The organism is Burkholderia cepacia, assembly GCF_001039005.1.
Taxonomy (GTDB): Bacteria; Pseudomonadota; Gammaproteobacteria; order Burkholderiales; family Burkholderiaceae; genus Burkholderia; species Burkholderia theae.
Window position 1 is genome coordinate 1 of sequence record NZ_LDWR01000079.1, and the last position, 23,289, is coordinate 23,289.

The following is a 23,289-nucleotide window of genomic DNA, read 5'->3' on the forward strand; positions in this document are numbered from 1 at the left end:
CGAATCGGCCGCGGGTGTTCGACATGCCGGCACCGCACCGATGTCAGCGTGCTGACAGGTGCCGCTTGCTAACATGGGCGCCCGCCCAATCGCCACGCGCCGCCTGACCGATGCCCCCGCCCTCCGCACCCACCCCGCCGGCGCCGCCCGCAGGCGATGCGCCGCCGCCCGGCATCCTCGCCCTCTTCATCGCGTTCGCGCAGATCGGCCTGACCAGCTTCGGCGGCGGGCTGAGCGGGCGGATGATGCGCGACTTCGTGTACGAACGGCGCTGGCTCGACGAAGAAGCGTTCCTCAACGGCCTCGCGCTGTCGCAGGCGTTGCCGGGCGTCAATGTGAAGAACCTCGCGATCTGGATCGGCTACCGGCTCGCCGGATGGCGCGGCGCGGTGGCCGGCTTCACCGGCATCATCGCGCCGCCGGCCGTGCTGATCGTCCTGTTCGGCATCGTATTCTCGACCCTCACGCGCTTCCCGCTCACGCATGTCGCGCTCGCCGGCGCGGCAGCCGCGGCGATCGGGTTGTCGATCTCGATGGCGATCACGGCCGTGCGCCGGCTGCCGCGCCGCACGCTGCCGTTCGCGGTGATGGCGCTCACCTTCGTGTCGGTTGCCGTGCTGCACTGGCCGCTCGTGTGGACCGTGCTGATCGGCGGCGCGCTGAGCGTCGCGCTCGAATACCGCCGCGCCGCCGCCGCGCCGGCCGGGAGCGACACGCGATGACCGCATCGCAACGCTACGCCGCGCTGTTCGGCGTGTTCGCGCCGCTGTCGATCGCGACGATCGGCGGCGGACAAGCGATCATCGCCGACATCCAGCGGCAGGTCGTCGACGTGCATCACTGGATGACCGCCACGCAATTCGTGAACGACTTCGCGATCGCGCGGATGGCGCCGGGCCCCGGCTCGCTGCTGGCGACGCTGATCGGCTGGCAGGTGGCCGGCTTCTGGGGGGCGGTGATCGCGACCCTCGCGCTGTTCGGCCCGACCGCGTTCCTGATCTACGGCGTCGCGCACCTGTGGCGGCGGCACCAGGGCGCGCGCTGGCAGATCGCGCTCGAAGCCGGGCTGCGCCCGGTCGCGGCCGGCATGATCCTCGCGTCGGTGTGGGTGCTGCTGCAGGCGCTCGACGGCGGCTGGGCCGCGCGCGCGATCGCGATCGCGTCGACGGTGTGCGTGATGGTCACGCGCGTTCACGCGCTGCTGCTGATCGCGATCGGCGCGCTGCTGCTCGTCGGCGTGCACGCGATCGGCGGCGCGTAGCGCACGCCGCCGCTCGGACATCCGGACGCCTAGGCGCCGTTGAACACCGGCGCGCGGCGCTCCGCAAACGCGCGCAGCCCTTCGTCGAAATCCGCGCCTTCGCACGCGTGCCGGCGCAGCTCGGCAATCCGTTCGAACGCGTCGGCGGGCAACGGCCGCGCGTCCTGCAGCACGCGCAACTGCTCCTTCACGGCGTACACTGCGAGCGGCGCCTTCGCGGCAATCGTGCGCGCGACGTCGAGCGCCGCATCGTCGACGCCGCCCGCTTCGGCCAGCCGGTTCACGAGCCCGTGATGCGCGGCGCGCTCCGCATCGAGCGGCTGCGCGCAGAAGAACATTTCCTTCAGCACGTGGATCGGCAGGTTGTCGTAGAAACGCAGCAGGCCGCTCGTCGAATACGGCAGCCCGATGTTCGCGGGCGTCATCGCGAAACGCGCATCGCGCGCCGCGACGACGAGATCGCAGCTCATCACGAGATCAACTGCCCCACCCCACGCCGACCCCGACACAGCCGCGATCACCGCGCCCGGATAAGTGCGCACACGCCGCAGCGCGCGTTCGAGCGGCTTGCCGTATGCGAGCGGGTCGCGGTCGTCGGCCAGTTCGCGCAAGTCGTGCCCGGCGCTCCACACGTCGCCGCTGCCGTCGTTCGACAGGATCACGACGGGCGGCGGACGGCGCTCGGCCAGCGCATCGAGACGCGCGACCAGCGCATCGAGCAACGGTGCGTCGAGCGCGTGACGCCGCGCCGGATTCGAGAACCGCACGCGCGCGATCCGCTCGTCGACCATGTCGACCGTCACGCTTGACGCGCTTTCCTGTTTCGTCATGTCGGTCATTGCACGGCCTCCGCCTCCGCTTCCGCCTGAAAGATCGCGCGCTCGGCCAGCAGCGCGTCGATCGCGCCGTCATCGTAGCCGGCCTCGCGCAGCACGTCGACCGTATGCTCGCCGAGCAGCGGCGGCGCATGGCGCGTGCGCGGTGCCGGCATGTCGTCGCCCATCCCGCCGAGCGGCGTGACGACCTGGCGCAGCGCGCCGAGCGTCGGATGCGCGACCGGTTCGACCAGCCCGCAGTGCGCGAGCTGCGGATCGGCGAACACTTCGTCGAGCGTGTTGATCGGCCCGGCCGGCAGCCCGGCTTCGACGAAACGCTGCGTCCATTCGCGCTTGCCGCGCGTGCGCAGCCGGCTTTCGAGCAGCGCCTTCAACGCGTCGCGGTGCTCGACGCGCGCGTCGTTGGTCGCGAAGCGCGGATCGTTCGGCAGGTCGGGCAGCTCCAGCAACTGACACAGCCGCAACCACATGTCGGTCGTGATCGGTGCGAGGTTGAGCGGCCCGTCGGCCGTCTCGAACACGCCGTACGGCGCGATCACCGCATGCGCATTGCCGGTGCGGCGCGGCACGTCGCCGAGGCTCAGATAGCGTTGCCCATGCACGCTCAGCAGCGCGACGAGGCTTTCGAGCAGCGACGTGCCCACATGCTGGCCGCGCCCCGTGCGCTCGCGCTCGAACAGCGCGGCCAGCACGCCGGTCGCGACCCACATCCCCGAGCTGAGATCACCGATCGCGGTGCCGGTGCGGGTCGGCTCGCCGTCCGGGAAGCCGGTGAGGCTCATCAGCCCCGCATAACCCTGCGCGATCTGGTCGAAGCCTGGCCAGTCGCGCAGCGGGCCGCGCGGGCCGAACGCGGTGACGCTGCCCATCACGAGCCGCGGATCGCGCGCGCTAAGCGCGGCATAACCGAGCCCCATCGCGTCCATCGTGCCGGCCTTGAAATTCTCGATTACGACGTCGGCCTGCGCGATCAGCCGGCGCACGACGTCGATACCGGCCGGTTGCCGGAAATCCACGCAGATGCCGCGCTTGTTGCGGTTGCAGGACAGGTAGTACGTGCTCACGCCGCGATCGAACGGCCCCCATGCGCGGCTCATGTCGCCGTTCGGTCCCGACTCGACCTTGATCACGTCGGCGCCGAGATCGGCGAGCACCATCGAGCAGAACGGCCCCGACAGCGCGCGACTCAGATCGACGACCTTGATTCCTTGTAATGCCTTCATTCCGGACTCCTGATATTGCTTGACTGGATGTTGCGTGTTGCCGAACGATCGCGGCGCGCCGCTCATTCGGGCAGCGTCTGATGACGCGTTTCGACCGCGAACGGCAGGATCAGGATGCCGAGCCCGAACACGGCCGCGGTCCACGCGACCGGCACGCCGAGCGAACCGTAGCCGTGAATCGCGGCGCCGAGCAGGAAGTTCACGCCCGCGCCGATGAAGCGGCCGGCCGACGCGTTGAACGCGAACGCGGTGGCCCGCACGCGCGTCGGATACTGCTCGGGCAGCCACAGCGAGAAGATCGCGAAGTTGCCGCCGAAGAAACCGAGGAACGCGAGCGAAACCATGAATGCCGTGAGCCCGTTCGGCTGGTAGAACGCCCAGCCGAACGCGAAGACGATCGCACCGGCCATGCCCGCGAAATACACGCCGAGCGCCGTGCGGCGGCCGAGCCGCTCCGAGAGCCACGGCGCGACCAGGCAGCCGGCGATCGTCGCGCACGACAGGATCGCCGCGCCGACCGACGCGAGCCGCAACGCGCCGAGGTGGTCGATGCCCGCGCGCGCCGCCAGCGTGGTGACCGCGCTCGCCTCGTAGACGGAGCCGGCCCACAGCCCGACGATCGCGACGCCGACGAGGCTCGCGCTCGTCAGCGTGCGGCGCAGGAAGGCCGGCGCGAAGATCTCGCGCAGCGGATGCGCACGCCGCGCGTCGGCCACGTCGCCGTCTCGCGCGTCGTGCCGGCGCCACTGCCCCGGTTCCTTTACGCGCATCACGGTGAACACCGCGAGCAGCGCGGGAGCGAGCCCGCACAGGAACATCGCGCGCCAGCCGTAGGTCGCGCCGATCGTGTAGTTCAGGCACGCCGCGATAAAGAAGCCGAAGTAGTAGCCCGTCTGCAGGTAGCCGGCGCCCATCTTGCGACGGTCTTCCGGCCAGCTCTCCGCGACGTAGGTGCCCGCGAGCGCCCATTCGCCACCGACGCCGATCCCGGCGAGCAACCGGCACGCGGCCAGCGCCCATACGTCGTGCACGAATGCAGCCGCGCCGGTGAATACCGAATAGATCAGAATGCTCGCGGCGAGCGTGCGCACGCGGCCGAAGCGGTCGGCGAGCGGCCCCCAGATGAACGACAGCCCCCAGCCGATCAGGAACAGCGCGAACAGGATCGAGCCGTACATCCCGAGATTCGCGGGCGTCGCCGCGATGCCGGATGCCGGCAGCAGTTCGGTCAGCGCGGGAATCAGCACGAGCGCGTAGATCACCGAGTCCACGCCGTCGAGCACCCAGCCCGCGTACACGGCCCAGAAGCCCTTGACCTGCTCGCGCGTGAGCGGCGTGCGCCGCGGCTTCGCGCCGGCCGCCGGCGCGTCGATCGCCTTGAACATCTTCGTCTCCTTGCCGGCGCGGCCGGCACTTTTGCCGCGTCCGGTCCGGGATGGCCGGCAGGCTGGCTCTTTTGTGTGACGAGTATAGAAACACCATCGATCGGAGAAAAATATGATATTCATCTTGCTCGATCGGATTGGCTTATGGCTTGAATCGAGGAGACGGCGGCGATGGACTTGAGACAGTTGCGCTATTTCGTGAAGGTCGTCGAATGCGGCAACGTCACGCATGCGAGCGAGGCACTGCATGTCGCGCAGCCCGCGGTGAGCCAGCAGGTGCGCAATCTCGAACGTGATCTCGGGATGCAGTTGCTCGAACGGAGCGTGCGCGGCGTCGCGCCGACCGCCGCCGGCCGCACGCTGTACCAGCACGCGCTCGAGCTGCTGCGCCAGGCCGACGGCACGCGCGAACTGCTGCGCCGCGACGCCGAAACGCCGCAGGGTCGCGTGACGGTCGGCATGCCGTCGAGCACCGCGCGCGTACTGGCGATTCCGCTCGCACGCGCGGTGCGCGACCGTTATCCGGGCATCATGCTGGAGCTGATCGAGGCGCCGAGCGCCGATCTCGACACGCTGCTCGAACGCACGCGGCTCGATCTCGCGATCGTCGTCGACGCGGTCGACGCGCGCGGCATCGCGATCCACCGGCTGCTGACGGAAACGCTGTACCTGATCACGTGGCCCGAGTTTCCGGTGCCGGACGATCCCGTGCCGCTCGACGCGATCGCACGCATGCCGCTCGTGCTGCCGAGCGCGCCGAACACGATCCGCAACCGTGTCGACTGGGCGATGCGCGAGGCCGGACTGTCGTACGAGATCAGCTTCGAGGCCAGCTCGACCGGGCTGCTGTTCGCGGCCGTAATGGCGCAACTCGGCGTGACCATCCTGCCGTGGACGGCCGCGCACGTCGAGATCGAGGAGCGCAAGCTCAAGCTGTCGACGGTTGCGCACCGGCTGTTCGCGCGCGACCTGTCGCTGTGCTGGCACGATACGGCGCTCGTCAGCAATGCGGTGCAGAAGGTGAAGGCCGAGATCGTGCGGTTGTTCGACGCGCTCGGGCGGCGGCCGGAGTGGGCGGACGGCCATCCCCGCCGCGCGTGACCGGCGCGGCGCGGGGGCATTGACAACGCCCCTCGGCGCCCCTTAACGTTGCTCCCATCGTAACCATCACCGGTTCAGCTTAAGAGGTTGTCGGCCCGCTCGTGCTCGACACCTCCGCCTTCATCGAAGGCCTCCTGCTTGGCGCCGGTCTGTTCACGTCGGTCGGCCCGAAGGACGCATTCGTCATCAAGCGCTCGATCTCGAGCCCCCATCTGCTCTCCATTGCCCTCGTCTGCGCAGGCAGCGATGCGCTGCTGATCGCGCTCGGCGCGCAGGGGCTGTCGTCGCTGCTGTCGAGGCATCCCGGTGTGGTGTCCGCGGCGTTATGGGCCGGCATTGCGTATCTCGCCGGTTATGGCCTGCTCGCGCTACGCTCGGCGATCGTGCGACGGCAGCCGGAGCACGTCGACGGTTCACCCGCAGGCCGCGAGCCCACGCTGTCGCGCACGGTGCTCGCGACCGCCGCCGTCTCGCTGCTCAATCCATATGCGTGGATCGACACCGTGCTGCTGCTCGGCACCGTGATCGTGAGCCACACGCCGTCCGCACAGGCGCCGTTCGCGATCGGCGCGATGACGGCTTCGCTTGCGTGGTTCCTGATACTCGCCTACGGTGCGCGCGCATGCCGCGCGTGGTTCGCTCGCACGCTGGCGTGGCGTGTGCTCGATTTCTTCGTGGCGGTGATGATGCTCGGCTTCGCGGTGCGTTTCGCGATCGACGCGCTTTAGGCGTCAGCGCCCCGCTACGTTGCGAAACGCGTCGTGCGCTTCGCGATGAAGCTCGAAGCCGATACCCGGCGCCTGCGGTACGGCCGCGTACCCGGCGTCGACGGTTGCGCCATCGGCCAGTCCGCTGAACGGATGGAATGCGAATGGATTGACCTCCGCGCCGCCGAGCCCGAGCGCCGCCACGACGTGCAGCGAGAACAGATGGCCGCCATGCGGCCAGAACGCGTCGCGCCGCCAGCCGCGCGACACGAAGTGCTCGACGATCTGCAGATAACCCGGCAGCCCGTAGCAATGCACGGGATCGAACACGAGCACGTCGCGGTCGTGGCGCATCCCACCGTAACGGTCGAGCAGCTTCGCTTCCGAGAGCGAGAACAGCGCTTCGCCGGCTGCGATCGGCGGTGCGTATCGCGCGGCTAGGTCCGCCTGGAGCGGCAGATCGAGCGGGTCGCAAATGTCCTCGAACCACCAGAGGTCGAACGGTGCGAGCATCGTTGCGGCGGCTTGCGCGGTCGTCGCGTCGTACGTGTTCATCGCGTCGACCGCGAGATGCGAACTGTCGGCAAGCTGGGCAGCGGCGACTTCGATGCGGCGTCTGTCCTGATCGAGATCCGCGCCGCCGATCTTGATCTTCGCGTGCGTGTAGCCGAGATCGACGATACGACGCATCTCGTCCGACAGGCGCGCGAGATCGTCATCCGGATAGCGGTAGCCGCCGCCCGCATACACGCGCACGCGCGGTTCGGTGGTGCGCCCGAGCCGGTCGGCGAGAAAGCGATGAAGCGGCAGGCCGGCGATTTTTGCGGCGGCGTCCCAGATCGCCATGTCGAGCGTGCCGATCGCCACGCATCGTTCGCCGTGTCCGCCGGGTTTCTCGCCGGCCATCATCGCGCGCCATGCGCGGAACGGGTCGAGGTTCGTGCCGGCTTCGTCGGCGAGCGTGTCGGCGGCGGCCAGCAGGCGCGGCGCGAACCGTTCGCGGATCAGGCCACCCTGTGCGAAGCGGCCGACCGATGCGTAGCCGTAGCCCGTCACGAAGCGGCCGTCGCGCACGACATCGGTGACGACCGCGACGACACTCGTCGTCAGGCCGCCGGATGGAATGGTTTGATCCGCGTAACGGGAAACGGGAATCGTGCGTTCGTGGATGGCGGTGATGCGCATGGTCGGGATTCCGGTGGTACGTCCGGCGCATGCGGATAGCCGGAACGGTGGGCGGACTGCTGCATCATAGGCGTCGGTGCGCCCGTTGCAGGCGCTCATTACCAGTGTCGGCGATCGCGCCGCCGCGGCTATGCAGTCGCAGACAAGTCGGCCTGGATCACGGTGAAGATACCGCGAGCCGATACGGCGAACACGGCGGCCGTTCATCCCGCCAGAATCGCCCCGTTGCCATTTCGGTGTGTTCCGTGTCGAATCACGCGTTCTGCGGGCGTCGTCTTGTTTTTGATGTGTATGGGCCCTTGCAACATGCAAGGGCCGCGATGATAGAGGCCGCGAACCGGGAAGGTATCCAGGCGACGACGATATGCGTGGTCGAATCTACAGGCCCGCTCAGGCGAAGACGAAGTACTTGCGCACCGTCTCCACCACTTCCCAGGTCCCTTTCATTCCGGGTTCAATCACGAACACATCGCCGGCTTTCAGGTGCACCGACTCCTCGCCTTCCGGCGTGATAATGCAGTAGCCGTCGAGGAAGTGGCAGAACTCCCATTTCTCGTAGTTCACCTCGAACTTGCCCGGCGTGCAGATCCAAGTGCCCATGATCTTGCTGCCGTCCTTGGAAACGTAAGCGTTGAGGTTCACGGTGTGCGGATCGCCGCCGATGCGCTTCCACTTGGTCGCGTCAAGGACCGGAGTCGGGCAGGTTTCGCGCAATACGGTTATGAAATCGGACATGTCAGCTCCAAACGATCGGGTAAGTGGTCCGTCACGTTAGTTCGAAAGCGTTGCCGGGACTTGCATGCTTCCGACACCGACTCGTCTATTTTCGACACCGACTCGCCTGCAAGCGCGCTGCCAGTTCGTTGCCCCCTGGCTCGGGAGGAATGGCCCCGGCGATTTGCGGATTCAACCCGTCGAGCAAATTGCGTCGACGGACCGTTTTTGGCCGATCTTTGACGCCCATTCTCGGCGACACCCCCCCACACAATCCAGCCATGCCAGTTTCGCTGCCGCCGCCCCAAACCACCCGCTTGCCATCCCCACCCGAACCCCTGTAGAATTGCGCGTTCTGCGGGCGTCGTATAATGGCCATTACCTCAGCTTCCCAAGCTGATGACGTGGGTTCGATTCCCATCGCCCGCTCCACTTTCCGGCTGCACGGCAGCCTGCGCATAAGCCGCCTCGTCGAAGGCGGCTTTTTTGTACCATGTGCCGGTTCACCGCGCGCACTGCTGCGCGCATCGGGCCCTCGCCCGCAACCGAGCCTTTCTCTGTACCGATGATGCACGACGATCCGAACGAAGCCGGCCTGCCGCCGCACGACGACGCCATTCCCGACGAAGCCGCCGACGGCGCCGACGAAGTCAACCCGCTGCACCACCGCCGCATCCGCAGCTTCGTCACGCGCGCAGGCCGCGTATCGACCGGCCAGCGCCGCGCGCTCGACGAATTCGGCCCGCGCTTCGTCGTCCCGTATGCGCCGGAGATGCCCGACTGGAATGCGGTGTTCGGCCGCAGCGCGCCGCGCATCCTCGAGATCGGCTTCGGGATGGGCGCATCGACCGCGGAAATCGCCGCGCACCGGCCCGGCGACGACTTCCTCGGCGTCGAGGTGCACGAACCGGGTGTCGGCGCGCTACTGAAGCTGATCGGCGAGCAGAACCTGCCGAACATCCGCATCATCCAGCACGACGCTGTTGAAGTGCTCGAGCACATGCTCGCGCCGGAAAGCCTCGACGGCGTGCACATCTTCTTCCCCGATCCGTGGCACAAGGCGCGTCACCACAAGCGCCGGCTGATCCAGCCGCCGCTGGTCGCGCATCTCGCGTCGCGCCTGAAGCCCGGTGCGTACCTGCACTGCGCGACCGACTGGCAGAACTACGCGGAACAGATGCTGGAAGTGCTCGGCGCGGAGCCGACGCTCGAGAACACGGCCGCCGACTACGCGCCGCGCCCCGACTACCGCCCGGTGACGAAGTTCGAACGGCGCGGGCTGCGACTCGGCCACGGCGTGTGGGACCTCGTATTCCGCAAGCGCGCAGGCTGAAACATTCCGCCGCGGCAGCGCACGTCGCCCTGCCCCGGATGACAAAACGGCCCGACCGGCATCTGCCGATCGGGCCGTGTTTCCTTATGGGAAGCCCACTCGCCTCCGGGTTGCCATCACGCCCAGTTCAGCCAGCCGCTGTAGCCGACCAGCAGCACGAACAGCCCGAACGCGATCCGGTACCACGCGAACACCGTGAAGTCGTGCGTCGCGACGTAGCGCAGCAGCCAGCGCACGCACACGAACGCGCTGACGAATGCCGCGACGAGCCCGAGTGCGAACAGGCCGAGCGAATCGACGGTGAACGCCTGCCAGTCCTTGACGGTTTCATAGAGCGTCGCGCCGAAGATGATCGGAATCGCGAGGAAGAACGAGAATTCGGTCGCGACGCGCCGGTCGAGGCCGAACAGCATCCCGCCGATGATCGTCGAACCCGACCGCGACATGCCGGGCACCAGCGCGAAGCACTGCGCGAGGCCGACCTTGAGCGCATCGAGCGGCGTCAGCGCATCGACCGATACCACGCGCGGCGGCTCGCGGCGTTCGCGCTGCCGCGCCTCGGCCCACAGGATGATCGCGCCGCCGACGACGAGCGCGAACGCGACGGGCACCGGCGAGAACAGCACGGCCTTGATCTTCTTCTCGAACAGGAGGCCGAGCGCGACCGCGGGAATCGTCGCGATCACGACGTTCAGCGTGAAGCGCCGCGCGTCGGACCGGCTCGGCAGCCCGGACACGATGGACGCGATCCGTTGCCGGTACTCCCAGCAGACCGCGAGGATCGCACCGAACTGGATCACGACGTCGAAGGTCTTCGCGTGCGAATCGTTGAAATTCAGGAAGCTGCCCGCGACGATCAGGTGGCCGGTGCTCGACACCGGCAGGAATTCCGTCAGCCCCTCGACGACGCCGAGGATCAATGCCTTGCAGATCAGGATCCAGTCCATTCGTGGCCCAACTCCGAAATGGTCGTAAGAAAGGGCCACCTCTCCACGCGCGGCCCGCCCGGCCGCGCGCGGTACGTCGTCATTTTTCGACGATCGCCACGCGTATGCCGTTTGTAAGAATCGTAATTGTACCGGGTTCGTAGTTCACGCCGGCAAATTGCAGTTGTTCGGGCTTGAACGTGTAGATCGGATAGTTGGTCAGCACCTGCGTCGCGAGCAGGCCGGCGGCCGCGCCGACCTGCTGCGCGTACATCTGGGCATCGCCGTCGAGCACGAGGCTGTCGACGGCCGGCGCCTTCAGCACGACCGAGCGGCTCGGCGCGTCATACGCGAGCTGGCCCGACACGGTGAACTTGCCGCTGACGGGCGCGCGCAGGAACGGGCTCGCGAAATGCGCGTCGAGCTGCACGGCGACGCGGTTCTGGTCGGGCAGCAGGTTGACGGCCGGGTTCGCGAGCGACACGTCGACGACCTGCGCGACCGTCTTCTGGTACGGAAACTTGCGCGCGACGGCTTTCTGCACGTCGCCGCGCGAAAACGTGTAGTGATCGGGGATGAACGGAAACGTCGACGCGCAGGCGGCAAGCGAAAGCGTCACGCCGATGGCGCCGACGGAGACGGCGAGAAAACGGCGCCGGCCAGGCGCGCAAGGTGCGGTCATGCTGAACAATCTCCTGGTTGCGACGGCTGCGTCGCCGCCTCGAGGCGCGTGAGCCACGCGAGCGCGTCGTCGCGCGACGCGCCGCACATGTCGGCTGACGGCTGCAGCCCGGAACAGCACGCAGGCCGCTCGGGCTGGCCGAAGATCCGGCAGCGCAGGTCGTCGCCGAGCTGCACGCAGCGCACGCCGGCCGGCTTGCCGTCCGGCATGCCCGGAATCGGGCTGGAAATCGACGGCGCGATGCAGCACGCGCCGCAGCCCTCGCGGCACGCATGCGGCGGCGGAACAACGGCGGGCGCCGGGTGGACAGGCATTTCGACGGACACTCGGCTCTCTCGGACAAACAACAAAAACGGTGCGGCAACCGGACGCGGCGTCCGGCGGCCCCACCCCGCATTGTGCCATCGCCGGCTGCGACGTTATTACACAATGCAGCCGAATCGCGCGTTTATATACTCGAAAGCATCTAAAAAGCGCGAGACCGTCATGAGTTCTGGTTCTGCCGACACAATGTTCCGTCCCGATTTGCTCGCGAAATACGGCGCGAACGGGCCGCGCTATACGTCATACCCCACCGCGCTGCAGTTTCGCGACGATTTCGACCCGGCCGACTACGCGCGTGCGGCAAGCGACCCCGGCGCATCGTCGAGCGAGCTGTCGCTGTACGTCCACATCCCGTTCTGCAACACCGCGTGCTTCTACTGCGGGTGCAACAAGATCGCGACCAACAACCACCGCCGCGCGCGCCCGTATCTCGACCAGCTCAAGCGCGAGATGGCGCTGCAGGCCGCGTTGTTCGATCCGGCGCGCCCAGTCACGCAACTGCACTGGGGCGGCGGCACGCCGACCTTCCTGTCCGACGACGAAACCGCCGAGTTGATGGCGGCCACCCGCGAGCACTTCGCGCTCGCGCCGGACGCCGACGCCGAGTTCTCGATCGAGATCGACCCGCGCACGGTCACGCCGGCGACGCTCGTGCACCTGCGCACGATCGGCTTCAACCGGCTGAGCCTCGGCGTGCAGGATTTCGATCCGGTCGTGCAGCAGGCGATCAACCGCATCCAGCCGCTCGCGATGACGGCCGACCTGCTCGGCGCCGCGCGCGCGACGGGCTTCCATTCGGTCAGCGTCGACCTGATCTACGGCCTGCCGCACCAGACGGTCGCCGTGTTCGCGCGCACGCTCGAAACGATCATCGAACTCGCGCCCGACCGGCTGTCGGTGTTCGGCTACGCACACATGCCGCACCTGTTCAAGATGCAGCGGCAGATCGACGACGCGACGCTGCCGCCGCCCGCCACGCGCATCGCGCTGCTCGGCCTCGCGATCGACATGCTGACGTCGGCCGGCTACGTGTACATCGGGATGGACCACTTCGCGCGGCCGTCCGACGAGCTCGTGCGCGCGCAGCGCAACGGCACGCTGCAGCGCAATTTCCAGGGCTACAGCACGCGCGCGGATACCGACCTCGTCGGGTTCGGCGTGTCGTCGATCGGCAAGGTCGGCGACGTCTACGCGCAGAACGCGAAGGATCTGCCCGCGTACGGCGCCGCGCTCGACGCGGGCCGGCTGCCGATCGCACGCGGCGTGCGGCTCACGCCCGACGACCGGCTGCGCCGCGACGTGATCACGCAACTGATGTGCAACCTCGAACTGCCGTTCTCGCATGTGGAGGCCGCGCACGGCATCCGCTTCGCCGATCATTTCGCGCGCGAGCTCGACGCGCTGCGCCCGTTCGAGCGCGACGGGCTGCTGACGATCGCGCGCGACCGCCTGACGATCCATCCGGCCGGCCGGATGGTCGTGCGCAACATCGCGATGGCGTTCGACGCGTATCTCGGCCAAACGCCGCGGCAACGCTACTCGCGCACGGTCTGACGCCCTGGCCGGCCGCACGCGGGCGGCCGGTTTGATACAGTGTGGAGTTCACGCTCCGCCAGAACCCGCACGATGCGCACCACCAAAGCGACCTACGCGGTCGAACGCCTGAAAACCCGCTCCGGCAACCCGCAATTCGCGGCCGTCGCGATGGCGGGCGGCCTGTTCTATCTCGTCGACCGCTCCGGCGGCACCAGCGAAAAGCGCTGCGAGCCGCTGCCGCTCGACGAGTTCGTCAAGTTCGTCGACGAATTCGGCCCCAAAAAGCCGCGCAAGGCGAGCAAGCTCGACCTCGCATTCGAGGCGCAGATCAAGAAGAGCAAGGGGTAAAGGTCTGTTGCAGGCCGCCTGAAGGCTTGGCGGCCGCCCCGTTTGGTACAATCACGAAGTTTCTCTATCCCCGCTGATGGCCGACCAGGCTGCGTGACCACACCATGAATATCGAAAACGCGCGTTTCAACATGATCGAACAACAGATCCGGCCGTGGGACGTGCTGGATCTCGACGTCCTGGGCCTGCTGTCGATCGTCAAGCGTGAAAACTACGTGCCGGCCGAATACCGCGATATCGCGTTCGCCGACCTCGAACTGCCGCTGCCCGGCGGTCGCAGCAAGATGCTGTTCCCGCGCGTCGAAGCGCGCGTGCTGCAGGAACTGACGGTCAAGAAGCACGAGAACGTACTGCTGATCGGCGCGGGCTCGGGCTACCTGGCTGCGCTGTTCGCCCATCGCGCGCAGCACGTGACGGCGGTCGAAATCGATCCGGCGATCGCGAAGTTCGCGGAAGACAACCTCCGCAACGACGGCGTGACCAACGCGGAAGTCGTGCTCGGCGACGGTTCGCGCGGCTGGGCCGGCAAGGCGCCGTACGACGTGATCTGCGTCGCGGGCGGCCTGCCCGTCGTGCCGCAGGAAATGCTCGAACAGCTGAAGGTCGGCGGCCGCCTGTCGGCGTTCGTCGGCGGCCGTCCGGTGATGAAGGCGCAGATCATCACGCGCATCGACGACAAGCAGTACCGCGTCGCCGACGTGTTCGAAACCTACATCGACCACCTCGTCAACGCGATCGAACCGTCGCGCTTCAAGTTCTGAGCGGCGGAGCCTCCATGCAGATCCTGACACCCGCGATGCTCGCGGAATGGCTCGGCGACACGGCGCGCCCCGCGCCGGTCGTGCTCGACGTGCGCGAGCCGTGGGAAATCGCGACCGCGCAGATCGCCGGCAGCGTATCGATCCCGATGCAGCAGATCCCCGCGCGCAGCGAAGAGCTCGACGACGAAGCGGAAATCGTCTGCGTGTGCCATCACGGCATGCGCAGCGCGCAGGTCGCGATGTTCCTCGAATCGCGCGGCTTCACGAAGCTGTACAACCTGCAGGGCGGTATCGACGCGTGGTCGCGCGACGTCGATCCGGCCGTGCCGCGTTACTGATCTTTCCGGCGGCGCATCACGCGTCGCCAGCCATACTGATCCGCCGAACGGGCGCGCATTGCGCGCCCGTTTCTCTTTCCCGCCCTATTCCGTTTCCTTCAGCGCGTCGGCGACGATCGCGAACAGCTCGGTGATCTGCGCGTCGTCGATGATGAGCGGCGGCGAGAACGCGAGGATGTCGCCCGTATAGCGGATCATCGCGCCCTTCTGGTAGCACTTGACGAACACGTCGTACGCGCGTGCGCCCGGCTTGCCGTCGCGCGGCGCCAGCTCGACGCCGCCGACGAGGCCAAGATTGCGCACGTCGATCACGTGCCGTGTGTCCTTCAGCTTGTGGATCTCGCGCTCGAACACGGGCGCCATCTGCGCGGCGCGCTCGAACAGCCGCTCGCGCTCGTACAGGTCGAGCGTCGCGCACGCGGCGGCCGCCGCGAGCGGGTGCCCCGAATACGTATAGCCATGGAACAGCTCGATGCCGGCCGGCGCGCCGCTCACGATCGTGTCGTGAATGGCGTCGCTCGCCGCGACCGCGCCCATCGGCACGGCCGCGTTGTTCGTGCCTTTCGCCATCGTCAGCAGGTCGGGCGTCACGTTGAAGTACTGCGCGGCGAACGGCGCACCGAGCCGCCCCCAGCCCGTGATGACCTCGTCGAAGATCAGCAGGATGCCGTGCTTGTCGCACAGCTCGCGCAACCGTTCGAGATAACCCTTCGGCGGGATCAGCACGCCCGTCGACCCCGCGACCGGCTCGACGATCACCGCGGCGATCGTCGATGCATCGTGCAGCGCGACGATCCGTTCCAGTTCGTCGGCGAGGTGCGCGCCCCACGCCGGCTGCCCCTTCGAGAACGCGGCTTCCTTGATGTTCAGCGTATGCGGCAGGTGGTCGACCGACGGCAGCAGCGCGCCCGAATACGCCTTGCGGTTCGGCGCGATCCCGCCGACCGAGATGCCGCCGAAGCCGACGCCGTGATAACCGCGCTCGCGGCCGATGAAGCGCGTGCGCTGCGCTTCGCCGCGCGCGCGGTGATACGCGAGCGCGATCTTCAGCGCGGTGTCGACCGCCTCCGAACCCGAGTTCGTGAAGAAGATGTGGTCGAGGCCGGCCGGCGTATGGCGCGCGATGCGCGTCGCCGCTTCGAACGCCTTCGGGTGGCCCATCTGGAAGGTCGGCGCGAAATCCATCTCCTCGGCCTGCGCCTTGATCGCCGCGACGATCTCGTCGCGGCAGTGCCCGGCGTTCACGCACCAGAGCCCCGCGGTGCCGTCGAGTATGCGCCGGCCGTCGTGCGACGTGTAGTACATCCCTTTCGCGGACACCAGCAGCCGCGGCGCGTCCTTGAACTGGCGGTTGGCGGTAAACGGCATCCAGAACGCCGACAGGTCGGGCTTGTTCGCTTGCGGTTGACTCATGGTGGCTCCTCGGTGGGTTCGGACGGCGCCGCGTGGCGCTGCACCGGCGTGATGCGAAGACAGGGGGCATGGCAGACCGAACACCGAGTGTAAGCACCGGAACGGGGAACCACAATCGTGCACCATTTGCGCCCGCGAACCTGCACCGCAACGGACCGCGCATGCTGCACGACGCATCACGCGCACCACCCCATCGCCCCGCGCAGGCACGCCGGACGTGCATCCGCGCGACTGGCACATGCCTTGCGTTACCCCATGGCCGGCGCCGTTACGGCGCACGCCTATCCAACATGACAAGGGGATCCCGATGAAACGTCGCAGTCTGTTGAAGTTCGGTTCGATGGCCGGTGCGCTCGCGCTGGCGGGCAAGAGTCCGTTCGTGCACGCGGCCGATGCGGGCACCGGCCCGATCAAGGTCGGCATCCTGCACTCGCTGTCGGGCACGATGGCGATCTCCGAAACGTCGCTGAAGGACACCGCGCTGATGACGATCGCCGACATCAACAAGAACGGCGGCGTGATGGGCCGCAAGCTCGAGCCCGTGGTGGTCGATCCCGCGTCGAACTGGCCGCTGTTCGCCGAGAAGGCGCGCCAGCTGCTCACGCAGGACAAGGTCGCGTGCGTGTTCGGCTGCTGGACGTCGGTGTCGCGCAAGTCCGTGCTGCCGGTGTTCGAGGAACTGAACGGGCTGCTCTACTACCCGGTGCAGTACGAAGGCGAGGAAATGTCGCGCAACGTGTTCTACACGGGTGCCGCGCCGAACCAGCAGGCGATTCCGGCCGTCGAGTACCTGATGAGCGCCGAAGGCGGCGGCGCGAAGCGCTTCTTCCTGCTCGGCACCGACTACGTGTATCCGCGCACGACCAACAAGATCCTGCGCGCGTTCCTGAAATCGAAAGGCGTGAAGGACGCGGACATTCAGGAGGTCTACACACCGTTCGGCCACAGCGATTACCAGACCATCGTCGCGAACATCAAGACCTTCTCGCAGGGCGGCAAGACGACCGTGATCTCGACGATCAACGGCGACTCGAACGTGCCGTTCTACAAGGAACTCGGCAACCAGGGGATCAAGGCGACCGACGTGCCGGTCGTCGCGTTCTCGGTCGGCGAGGAAGAACTGCGCGGGATCGACACGAAGCCGCTCGTCGGCCACCTCGCCGCGTGGAACTACTTCATGTCGGTGAAGAACCCGACCAATACGAAGTTCAAGGACCAGTTCGCCGCGTGGGTGAAGGCGAACAACCTGCCGGGCGGCACGAAGCGCGTGACCAACGACCCGATGGAAGCGACCTACGTCGGCATCCATATGTGGAAGCAGGCCGTCGAGAAGGCGAAGAGCACCGACGTCGACAAGGTGCGCGTCGCGATGATCGGCCAGAGCGTCGCCGCGCCGTCGGGCTTCACGCTCGCGATGGACGGCAACCACCACCTGCACAAGCCGGTGATGATCGGCGAAATCCGCGGCGACGGGCAATTCAACGTCGTGTGGAAGACCAAGACCGCGGTGCGCGCGCAGCCGTGGAGCCCGTTCATCGCGGGCAACCAGGGCAAGCCGGACATCGTCACGTCGATCCCGTCGTTCCTGCGCCGGCAGCGCGCAGCGCTCGCCTGACGCGATGCGGGGCGTCGCGCACCGGCGCGATGCCCCGCTCGTTCGCAGGTGCGGATGCGCGGGCCGCGATTGCCGTGACGAACCGCAATCGCCGGCGCAACGCCGCATGAATTCGCTTTCCCACGCCCGACAGGATTTCCCGATGCCTATACGCTTTCGCCGAGCCGCCGTCGCGATCGTCGCGTGCGCCGCTCTCGCGGGCGGGTTGCCGCGTGCCGCGTTCGCGCTGACGGCCGCCGATACCGCCGCGCTCGCCGGCGACGACTTCGACGCGAAGACGACCGCGATCGAACGGCTCGCCGCCGATACCGATCCGCGCGCGGTCGCGCTGCTCAACGCGCTGTCGACCGGCGATGCGTTCGCGACCGGCGACGGCCGCCTGCTGATCCAGACCGGCGACACCGCGCACGACGCGCTCACGCAGGCCGCGACGCCGGCAGGCGACGCGCAGCCCGTGATGCTGAACAACCTGCTGCGCACGAAGATCTCGGGTGCGCTGTCGGGGCTCGCGCTCGCATCGCCCGACGTCGCCGCGCGACGCGACGCGATCGATGCGCTGCTGAAGTCGCCGGACCCGGCGCTCAAGCCGATGATCGACCGCGCCCGCGCGAAGGAAACCGATCCCGCGCTGAAGCGCCGCCTCGACGCCCTGTGGGCGATCGCCGCGCTGCACGACGGCGACCCCGCGAAGCGTCTCGAAGCCGTGCAGGTGGTGGCCGCGCGCCATGATCTCGACATGATCGAACAGTTGCGCCCGCTCGTCGCGAAGAACGCCGACGGCAGCTACGCGGAACCCGACGCGCGCGTGCGCGACGCCGCGCAGCAGGGGCTCGACGCACTGCACGGGCTGCAGCGCCGCGGCGAGATCGTCGGCACGCTGTTCGCGGGACTGTCGCTCGGCAGCGTGCTGCTGCTCGCCGCGCTCGGCCTCGCGATCACGTACGGGCTGATCGGCGTGATCAACATGGCGCACGGCGAATTCCTGATGATCGGTGCGTACGCAACCTATGTCGTGCAGACGCTGATCCAGCGCTATGCGCCGGCCGCGTTCGACTGGTATCCGCTCGTCGCCGTTCCCGCTTCATTCGCGGCGGCCGCGCTCGTCGGCATCGTGCTCGAACGGCTCGTGCTGCGCCACCTGTACGGCCGCCCGCTCGAGACGCTGCTCGCGACCTTCGGCGTGAGCCTGATCCTGATCCAGGCGACGCGCATGCTGTTCGGCGCGCAGAACGTGCAGGTCGTGAACCCGTCGTGGATGAGCGGCGGCGTGACCGTGATGCAGAACCTGATCCTGCCGTACAACCGGCTCGCGATCCTCGCGTTCGCGCTCGCGGTGGTGTTCGTCGCGTGGGCCGTCCTGACGAAGACGCGGCTCGGCCTGTTCGTGCGCGCGGTCACGCAGAACCGCCGGATGGCCGCGTGCGTCGGCGTGAAGACCGCGCGCGTCGACGCGTATGCGTTCGCGTTCGGCGCGGGCATCGCCGGCCTCGGCGGCTGCGCGCTATCGCAGATCGGCAACGTGGGGCCCGACCTCGGCCAGAACTACATCATCGATTCGTTCATGGCGGTCGTGCTCGGCGGCGTCGGGCAGATCGCCGGCACCGTGCTGGGCGGCTTCGGGCTCGGCCTCGCGAGCAAGGCGATCGAGCCGTTCTGGGGCGCCGTGCTCGCGAAGATCGCGGTGCTCGTGATGATCGTGCTGTTCATCCAGAAACGTCCGCAGGGCATGTTCGCCCCGAAGGGCCGCAGCGCGGAGGCATGACATGACTACCCTCATCGATACGCTGCCGGATCGCCCGGCCGCCGCTACCCCGCCCTCCTCCGCTCGCACCGCAGACGGTTTCGCGCTCGGCCTGCCGCCGCGCCCCGCGCTGCTGTCGCGCCGCGCGTGGCTCGCGCTCGTCGCGCTGTGCATCGCGATCGGCATCGGCGTGCCGCTCGCCGCGCTCGTCGCGCCCGAATCGAGCGCGTTCCATCTGTCCGCTTACGCGATGACGCTCGCCGGCAAGCTGATGTGCTACGCGATCGCCGCGCTCGCGCTCGATCTCGTCTGGGGCTACTGCGGGATCCTGAGCCTCGGCCACGGGCTGTTCTTCGCGCTTGGCGGTTATGCGATCGGCATGTACCTGATGCGCGAGATCGGCCGCGACGGCAAGTACGGCAGCGACCTGCCCGACTTCATGGTGTTTCTCGACTGGCACCAGTTGCCGTGGTACTGGAGCGGCACGCAGCATCTCGCGTGGGCGCTTGCACTCGTCGTGCTGGTACCGGCCGTGCTCGCATGGGTGTTCGGTTTCTTCACGTTCCGCTCGCGCGTGAAGGGCGTGTACCTGTCGATCATCACGCAGGCGCTGACGTTCGCCGCGATGCTGCTGTTCTATCGCAACGAGACAGGCTTCGGCGGCAACAACGGCTTCACCGACTTCAAGCGCATCGCCGGTTTTCCGGTCACGTCGCCCGGCACGCGCACGGTGCTGTTGCTGCTGACGTTCGCGACGCTCGTGCTCGCGTTCGTCGCTGCGCGCGCGATCGTCACGAGCAAGCTCGGGCGCGTCGTCACCGCGGTGCGCGACGGCGAGACGCGGCTGATGTTCCTCGGCTACAGCCCGCTCGCGTACAAGCTGTTCGTATGGACCGTGTCGGCCGTGCTGTGCGGTATCGCCGGCGCGTTGTACGTGCCGCAGGTCGGCATCATCAACCCCGGCGAGATGTCGCCCGGCAACTCGATCGAGATGGCGATCTGGGTCGCGGTGGGCGGGCGCGGCACGCTGATCGGGCCGATCGTCGGCGCATTCGCGGTGAACGGCGCGAAGAGCCTGTTTACCGCGTACTTCGCCGAGTACTGGCTGTTCTTCCTCGGCCTGATCTTCGTGCTCGTGCCGCTGCTGCTGCCGCGCGGGATCATGGGCCTCGTCGAAACCGTGCTCGCGAAGGGGAAACGCGCTTGAACGGAACCGCCCTCTACCAATTCACGCCGCCGCCGGAAGACGAGCTGCTGGCCGTCAGCGGCACTGCATCGATGGGCCGCGTCGTGCCGCCCGGCATCGACACGTCGCACGGCACGATCCTTTACCTCGAGGATATCGAGGTGAGCTTCGACGGCTTTCGCGCACTGAACAAGCTGTCGCTCGCGATCGACGCGGGCGAGCTGCGCTGCGTGATCGGCCCGAACGGCGCGGGCAAGACGACGATGATGGATGTCATCACCGGCAAGACGCGCCCCGATTCGGGCAACGTGTTTCTCGGCCAGACGCTCGACCTCTCGCGGATGAGCGAGCCCGAGATCGCGCGCGCGGGCATCGGCCGCAAGTTCCAGAAACCGACCGTGTTCGAGCAGCATCCGGTGTGGGAAAACCTCGAGCTCGCGATGCAGACCGACAAGGGCTGGCTCGCGTCGCTGCGCGCGCGGCTCGACCGCTCGGCGCAGGCGAAGATCGAGGAGACGCTCGCGCTGATCGGCCTCGAAAGCCACGCGTTTCGCGCGGCCGGCGAGCTGTCGCACGGGCAGAAGCAGCGGCTCGAGATCGGCATGCTGCTGATGCAGCGCCCCGCGCTGCTGCTGCTCGACGAGCCGGCGGCCGGGATGACCGACCACGAGACGATGGAACTCGCCGAGTTGCTGAACACGCTGCGCGGCACCTGCTCGATGATGGTCGTCGAGCACGACATGGATTTCGTCGCGGCGCTCGCGGGCGACACGGGCCGCGTGACGGTGATGGCCGAAGGCGCGGTGCTCGCGCAAGGCACGCTCGACCAGGTCAAGCGCGACGACGCGGTGATCGGGTCCTACCTCGGACGATGATGCGATGCTGAAGATCGATGCACTGAACCAGTACTACGGCGGCAGCCATATCCTGCGCAACGTGAGCCTTGCCGCCGACGACGGCAAGCTCACCGTGCTGCTCGGCCGCAACGGCGTCGGCAAGAGCACGCTGCTGCGCTGCCTGATGGGTGTCGTCGCCGCGAAAAGCGGCACCGTGTCGTGGCGCAGCACCGCGCTCGGCACGATGCCGCCGTATGCGCGCGTCGCCGCAGGGCTCGCGTACGTGCCGCAGGGCCGCGACATCTTTCCGCGGCTGACCGTCGAGGAAAACCTGCTCGTCGGCGCGGCGAGCCGGAAAGCGCCGTCGAAGGTGCCCGACCGCATTTACGACCTGTTTCCGGTGCTGAAGGACATGCGCGCGCGGCGCGGCGGCGACCTGTCGGGCGGCCAGCAGCAGCAACTCGCGATCGGCCGCGCGCTGATGAGCGAGCCGGAGCTGCTGATCCTCGACGAGCCGACCGAGGGCATCCAGCCGTCGATCATCCAGGACATCGGCCGCACGCTGCGCCAGCTGGTCGACGAATCGGGGATGACGGTGCTGCTCGTCGAGCAGTATTACGATTTCGCGCGCTCGATCGCGGACCAGTACTGGGTGATGAGCCGCGGCGAGATCGTCGCGGGCGGCGACGCGCGCGACATGGAAACGAACGGCGTGCGCGAGTTGATCGCGGTGTGAGACGCGGCGCGGCAGCGGGCACGGGCGGCCGGTTCGCGGTTCGACCGATACCGGCCCTTTCACCGAACGCGGCATCTGCATTATTGTTCCGGTAGCATCCACGTTCTTCGCGTCCGCTTTCCTCCGTCCGCCACGTTTTCCGTTCGCAGCCGATGTCCGCCCCCGATTCCCACGCCCCGCTGTCCCGCCCCGCCGCCGTCGCCAAGTCGTGGCGTGGCCGCCTCGAACTCGGCTTCGAACGGCACGGCGCGCGCACGACGCTCGTGCACCGGCTGCACGACGGACCGCTGCGCGTGCAGCGGCCGCTGTACCCGGAGGGCGACGCGATCTGCCACGCGGTGATCGTCCACCCGCCGGGCGGCGTCGCGGGTGGCGACCGGCTCGACATCGACATCGCGCTCGGCGACGGCACGCACGCGGTGCTGACGACGCCCGGCGCGACCAAGTGGTACAAGTCGAACGGCCTCGATGCGACACAGCGCATCGGCATGACGGTCGGTGAGAACGCGAAGCTCGACTGGCTGCCGCAGAACAACCTGTTCTTCGACGCGGCGCACGCATCGCTCGACTTCACGGTGACGCTCGGCGCGGGCGCGAGCGCGATCGGCTGGGATGCGACGCAGCTCGGCCGGCAGGCGGCCGGCGAAACCTGGTCGGCGGGCCGCATCGCGTCGACCTCGGCGCTCGTCGATGCCGACGGCCGGCCATTGTGGACCGAGCGCGCGCTGCTCGACGCGCACGATCCGCTGCGCGGCGCGTTGCAGGGCCTGGCCGGCTTTCCCGCGTACGGCACGCTGTGGGCCGCCGGCGCCGCGTGCGACGCCGCGCTCGCCGAATCGCTCGCCGCGCGGATGCCGTTCGACGACACGCTGCGCGCGGGTGCGACCTGCGTCACGCCCGGCGTCGTGCTCGTGCGCGCGCTGTCGACGTCGATGGAAGCGTTGCAGCGCCATTTCATCGAATGCTGGCTGCAGTTGCGGCCGATCGTGCACGGCGTCGACGCACGGCCGCTGCGCCTCTGGCAAACCTGATCCCGTTCGTCCGACGCACCGTTTCGGCGCAGCGCCGCATCCAGCGGTGCACGCCGTTCATGCACCGCGCA

General features: G+C 68.1%; 24 protein-coding genes and 1 tRNA gene. 16 read left to right on the forward strand and 9 right to left on the reverse strand.

Annotated elements, in window-relative coordinates; all coding sequences use genetic code 11:
• Nucleotides 1-110: 110 nt before the first annotated feature.
• Both VL15_RS35610 and VL15_RS35615 read left to right on the forward strand, forming a co-directional pair.
• Nucleotides 111-722, forward strand: coding sequence for a chromate transporter (locus tag VL15_RS35610; protein ID WP_048251479.1), 612 nt, complete (start codon nt 111-113; stop codon nt 720-722).
• Nucleotides 719-1,261 (forward strand): chromate transporter, encoded by a 543-nt coding sequence (locus VL15_RS35615; RefSeq protein ID WP_048251480.1) that lies wholly within the window; start codon nt 719-721, stop codon nt 1,259-1,261. The genes VL15_RS35610 and VL15_RS35615 overlap by 4 nt, the downstream gene beginning before the upstream one ends.
• 29 nt (nt 1,262-1,290) lie before the next feature.
• Here the strand turns inward: VL15_RS35615 and scpB are convergent, their stop codons facing one another.
• The 3 genes from scpB to VL15_RS35630 all read right to left on the reverse strand — a co-directional run bounded on the left by scpB (nt 1,291) and on the right by VL15_RS35630 (nt 4,705).
• Nucleotides 1,291-2,100 carry a methylmalonyl-CoA decarboxylase gene (gene scpB / locus VL15_RS35620; RefSeq protein WP_048251481.1) on the reverse strand — a complete coding sequence of 270 codons (810 nt, stop codon included), beginning with the start codon at nt 2,098-2,100 and terminating at the stop codon, nt 1,291-1,293.
• Complete coding sequence (locus tag VL15_RS35625; RefSeq protein WP_048251538.1) at nt 2,097-3,320, reverse strand: CaiB/BaiF CoA transferase family protein; 1,224 nt, start codon at nt 3,318-3,320, stop codon at nt 2,097-2,099. The genes scpB and VL15_RS35625 overlap by 4 nt, the downstream gene beginning before the upstream one ends.
• Nucleotides 3,321-3,382: 62 nt before the next feature.
• Entirely contained in the window at nt 3,383-4,705 is a 1,323-nt protein-coding gene (locus tag VL15_RS35630) for an MFS transporter (RefSeq protein ID WP_048251482.1), read from the reverse strand.
• 171 nt (nt 4,706-4,876) lie between these two features.
• Between VL15_RS35630 and VL15_RS35635 the strand changes: the two genes are divergently transcribed.
• Both VL15_RS35635 and VL15_RS35640 read left to right on the forward strand, forming a co-directional pair.
• The gene (locus VL15_RS35635; RefSeq protein ID WP_048251483.1) at nt 4,877-5,806 is read left to right on the forward strand and encodes a LysR substrate-binding domain-containing protein; all 930 of its coding nucleotides are present in this window, start codon (nt 4,877-4,879) and stop codon (nt 5,804-5,806) included.
• 101 nt (nt 5,807-5,907) lie between these two features.
• Nucleotides 5,908-6,534: a LysE/ArgO family amino acid transporter gene (locus VL15_RS35640; protein WP_048251484.1), complete on the forward strand. Its 627-nt coding sequence runs from the start codon at nt 5,908-5,910 to the stop codon at nt 6,532-6,534.
• Between the two features lie 3 nt (nt 6,535-6,537).
• Here VL15_RS35640 and VL15_RS35645 read toward each other — a convergent pair whose 3' ends face one another.
• Entirely contained in the window at nt 6,538-7,698 is a 1,161-nt protein-coding gene (locus VL15_RS35645) for an enolase C-terminal domain-like protein (protein ID WP_048251485.1), read from the reverse strand.
• Between the two features lie 390 nt (nt 7,699-8,088).
• Nucleotides 8,089-8,433 carry a cupin domain-containing protein gene (locus VL15_RS35650; protein ID WP_047900015.1) on the reverse strand — a complete coding sequence of 115 codons (345 nt, stop codon included), beginning with the start codon at nt 8,431-8,433 and terminating at the stop codon, nt 8,089-8,091.
• A gap of 336 nt (nt 8,434-8,769) precedes the next feature.
• On the opposite strand from VL15_RS35650, the gene VL15_RS35655 reads away from it, so the two are divergent.
• Nucleotides 8,770-8,844: transfer RNA gene (locus VL15_RS35655), tRNA-Gly, on the forward strand.
• A gap of 133 nt (nt 8,845-8,977) precedes the next feature.
• A complete protein-coding gene (gene trmB / locus VL15_RS35660) occupies nt 8,978-9,745 on the forward strand; it encodes a tRNA (guanosine(46)-N7)-methyltransferase TrmB (protein ID WP_048251486.1) in 768 nt (255 codons plus the stop codon).
• Nucleotides 9,746-9,861: 116 nt separating this feature from the next.
• Here the strand turns inward: trmB and VL15_RS35665 are convergent, their stop codons facing one another.
• The 3 genes from VL15_RS35665 to VL15_RS35675 all read right to left on the reverse strand — a co-directional run bounded on the left by VL15_RS35665 (nt 9,862) and on the right by VL15_RS35675 (nt 11,667).
• Complete coding sequence (locus tag VL15_RS35665; RefSeq protein WP_048251487.1) at nt 9,862-10,692, reverse strand: undecaprenyl-diphosphate phosphatase; 831 nt, start codon at nt 10,690-10,692, stop codon at nt 9,862-9,864.
• A 79-nt stretch (nt 10,693-10,771) separates the two neighbouring features.
• The gene (locus VL15_RS35670; protein WP_048251488.1) at nt 10,772-11,353 is read right to left on the reverse strand and encodes a DUF1439 domain-containing protein; all 582 of its coding nucleotides are present in this window, start codon (nt 11,351-11,353) and stop codon (nt 10,772-10,774) included.
• Nucleotides 11,350-11,667, reverse strand: coding sequence for a YkgJ family cysteine cluster protein (locus VL15_RS35675; RefSeq protein ID WP_048251539.1), 318 nt, complete (start codon nt 11,665-11,667; stop codon nt 11,350-11,352). The genes VL15_RS35670 and VL15_RS35675 overlap by 4 nt, the downstream gene beginning before the upstream one ends.
• A 172-nt stretch (nt 11,668-11,839) precedes the next feature.
• Between VL15_RS35675 and hemN the strand changes: the two genes are divergently transcribed.
• The 4 genes from hemN to VL15_RS35695 all read left to right on the forward strand — a co-directional run bounded on the left by hemN (nt 11,840) and on the right by VL15_RS35695 (nt 14,660).
• A complete protein-coding gene (hemN, locus tag VL15_RS35680) occupies nt 11,840-13,231 on the forward strand; it encodes an oxygen-independent coproporphyrinogen III oxidase (RefSeq protein WP_048251489.1) in 1,392 nt (463 codons plus the stop codon).
• A 72-nt stretch (nt 13,232-13,303) separates the two neighbouring features.
• Complete coding sequence (locus VL15_RS35685; protein WP_048251490.1) at nt 13,304-13,561, forward strand: hypothetical protein; 258 nt, start codon at nt 13,304-13,306, stop codon at nt 13,559-13,561.
• 104 nt (nt 13,562-13,665) lie between these two features.
• On the forward strand, nt 13,666-14,322 hold the full coding sequence (locus tag VL15_RS35690) for a protein-L-isoaspartate O-methyltransferase family protein (protein ID WP_048251491.1): 657 nt from the start codon (nt 13,666-13,668) through the stop codon (nt 14,320-14,322).
• A gap of 14 nt (nt 14,323-14,336) precedes the next feature.
• Entirely contained in the window at nt 14,337-14,660 is a 324-nt protein-coding gene (locus VL15_RS35695; protein WP_048251492.1) for a rhodanese-like domain-containing protein, read from the forward strand.
• A gap of 84 nt (nt 14,661-14,744) precedes the next feature.
• Here VL15_RS35695 and VL15_RS35700 read toward each other — a convergent pair whose 3' ends face one another.
• Nucleotides 14,745-16,073 carry an aspartate aminotransferase family protein gene (locus VL15_RS35700; protein WP_048251493.1) on the reverse strand — a complete coding sequence of 443 codons (1,329 nt, stop codon included), beginning with the start codon at nt 16,071-16,073 and terminating at the stop codon, nt 14,745-14,747.
• A 307-nt stretch (nt 16,074-16,380) separates the two neighbouring features.
• On the opposite strand from VL15_RS35700, the gene urtA reads away from it, so the two are divergent.
• The 6 genes from urtA to VL15_RS35730 all read left to right on the forward strand — a co-directional run bounded on the left by urtA (nt 16,381) and on the right by VL15_RS35730 (nt 23,218).
• Entirely contained in the window at nt 16,381-17,688 is a 1,308-nt protein-coding gene (gene urtA, locus VL15_RS35705) for an urea ABC transporter substrate-binding protein (protein WP_048251494.1), read from the forward strand.
• A gap of 142 nt (nt 17,689-17,830) precedes the next feature.
• A complete protein-coding gene (urtB, locus tag VL15_RS35710) occupies nt 17,831-19,450 on the forward strand; it encodes an urea ABC transporter permease subunit UrtB (RefSeq protein WP_053077769.1) in 1,620 nt (539 codons plus the stop codon).
• 1 nt (nt 19,451) lies between these two features.
• Complete coding sequence (gene urtC / locus VL15_RS35715; RefSeq protein ID WP_048251495.1) at nt 19,452-20,636, forward strand: urea ABC transporter permease subunit UrtC; 1,185 nt, start codon at nt 19,452-19,454, stop codon at nt 20,634-20,636.
• Nucleotides 20,633-21,490 carry an urea ABC transporter ATP-binding protein UrtD gene (gene urtD / locus VL15_RS35720; protein WP_048251496.1) on the forward strand — a complete coding sequence of 286 codons (858 nt, stop codon included), beginning with the start codon at nt 20,633-20,635 and terminating at the stop codon, nt 21,488-21,490. Before urtC ends, urtD begins: the two co-directional genes overlap by 4 nt.
• A 4-nt stretch (nt 21,491-21,494) precedes the next feature.
• A complete protein-coding gene (urtE, locus tag VL15_RS35725) occupies nt 21,495-22,187 on the forward strand; it encodes an urea ABC transporter ATP-binding subunit UrtE (protein WP_048251497.1) in 693 nt (230 codons plus the stop codon).
• Between the two features lie 152 nt (nt 22,188-22,339).
• Nucleotides 22,340-23,218: an urease accessory protein UreD gene (locus VL15_RS35730; protein WP_048251498.1), complete on the forward strand. Its 879-nt coding sequence runs from the start codon at nt 22,340-22,342 to the stop codon at nt 23,216-23,218.
• Nucleotides 23,219-23,289: the final 71 nt, after the last annotated feature.

Excerpts from the sequence above, each read along its gene's own strand:
- VL15_RS35695 (WP_048251492.1), top strand. The coding sequence starts at position 14,337 with ATGCAGATCCTGACACCCGCGATGCTCGCGGAATGGCTCGGCGACACG.
- VL15_RS35730 (WP_048251498.1), top strand. The coding sequence starts at position 22,340 with ATGTCCGCCCCCGATTCCCACGCCCCGCTGTCCCGCCCCGCCGCCGTC.
- VL15_RS35635 (WP_048251483.1), top strand. The coding sequence starts at position 4,877 with ATGGACTTGAGACAGTTGCGCTATTTCGTGAAGGTCGTCGAATGCGGC.
- VL15_RS35630 (WP_048251482.1), bottom strand. The coding sequence starts at position 4,705 with ATGTTCAAGGCGATCGACGCGCCGGCGGCCGGCGCGAAGCCGCGGCGC.
- VL15_RS35615 (WP_048251480.1), top strand. The coding sequence starts at position 719 with ATGACCGCATCGCAACGCTACGCCGCGCTGTTCGGCGTGTTCGCGCCG.
- urtE (WP_048251497.1), top strand. The coding sequence starts at position 21,495 with ATGCTGAAGATCGATGCACTGAACCAGTACTACGGCGGCAGCCATATC.
- VL15_RS35675 (WP_048251539.1), bottom strand. The coding sequence starts at position 11,667 with ATGCCTGTCCACCCGGCGCCCGCCGTTGTTCCGCCGCCGCATGCGTGC.
- VL15_RS35610 (WP_048251479.1), top strand. The coding sequence starts at position 111 with ATGCCCCCGCCCTCCGCACCCACCCCGCCGGCGCCGCCCGCAGGCGAT.
- VL15_RS35670 (WP_048251488.1), bottom strand. The coding sequence starts at position 11,353 with ATGACCGCACCTTGCGCGCCTGGCCGGCGCCGTTTTCTCGCCGTCTCC.
- VL15_RS35700 (WP_048251493.1), bottom strand. The coding sequence starts at position 16,073 with ATGAGTCAACCGCAAGCGAACAAGCCCGACCTGTCGGCGTTCTGGATG.
- VL15_RS35650 (WP_047900015.1), bottom strand. The coding sequence starts at position 8,433 with ATGTCCGATTTCATAACCGTATTGCGCGAAACCTGCCCGACTCCGGTC.
- VL15_RS35645 (WP_048251485.1), bottom strand. The coding sequence starts at position 7,698 with ATGCGCATCACCGCCATCCACGAACGCACGATTCCCGTTTCCCGTTAC.
- scpB (WP_048251481.1), bottom strand. The coding sequence starts at position 2,100 with ATGACCGACATGACGAAACAGGAAAGCGCGTCAAGCGTGACGGTCGAC.
- urtA (WP_048251494.1), top strand. The coding sequence starts at position 16,381 with ATGAAACGTCGCAGTCTGTTGAAGTTCGGTTCGATGGCCGGTGCGCTC.
- VL15_RS35625 (WP_048251538.1), bottom strand. The coding sequence starts at position 3,320 with ATGAAGGCATTACAAGGAATCAAGGTCGTCGATCTGAGTCGCGCGCTG.
- urtB (WP_053077769.1), top strand. The coding sequence starts at position 17,831 with ATGCCTATACGCTTTCGCCGAGCCGCCGTCGCGATCGTCGCGTGCGCC.
- VL15_RS35690 (WP_048251491.1), top strand. The coding sequence starts at position 13,666 with ATGAATATCGAAAACGCGCGTTTCAACATGATCGAACAACAGATCCGG.
- hemN (WP_048251489.1), top strand. The coding sequence starts at position 11,840 with ATGAGTTCTGGTTCTGCCGACACAATGTTCCGTCCCGATTTGCTCGCG.
- VL15_RS35665 (WP_048251487.1), bottom strand. The coding sequence starts at position 10,692 with ATGGACTGGATCCTGATCTGCAAGGCATTGATCCTCGGCGTCGTCGAG.
- VL15_RS35685 (WP_048251490.1), top strand. The coding sequence starts at position 13,304 with ATGCGCACCACCAAAGCGACCTACGCGGTCGAACGCCTGAAAACCCGC.
- trmB (WP_048251486.1), top strand. The coding sequence starts at position 8,978 with ATGATGCACGACGATCCGAACGAAGCCGGCCTGCCGCCGCACGACGAC.
- urtC (WP_048251495.1), top strand. The coding sequence starts at position 19,452 with ATGACTACCCTCATCGATACGCTGCCGGATCGCCCGGCCGCCGCTACC.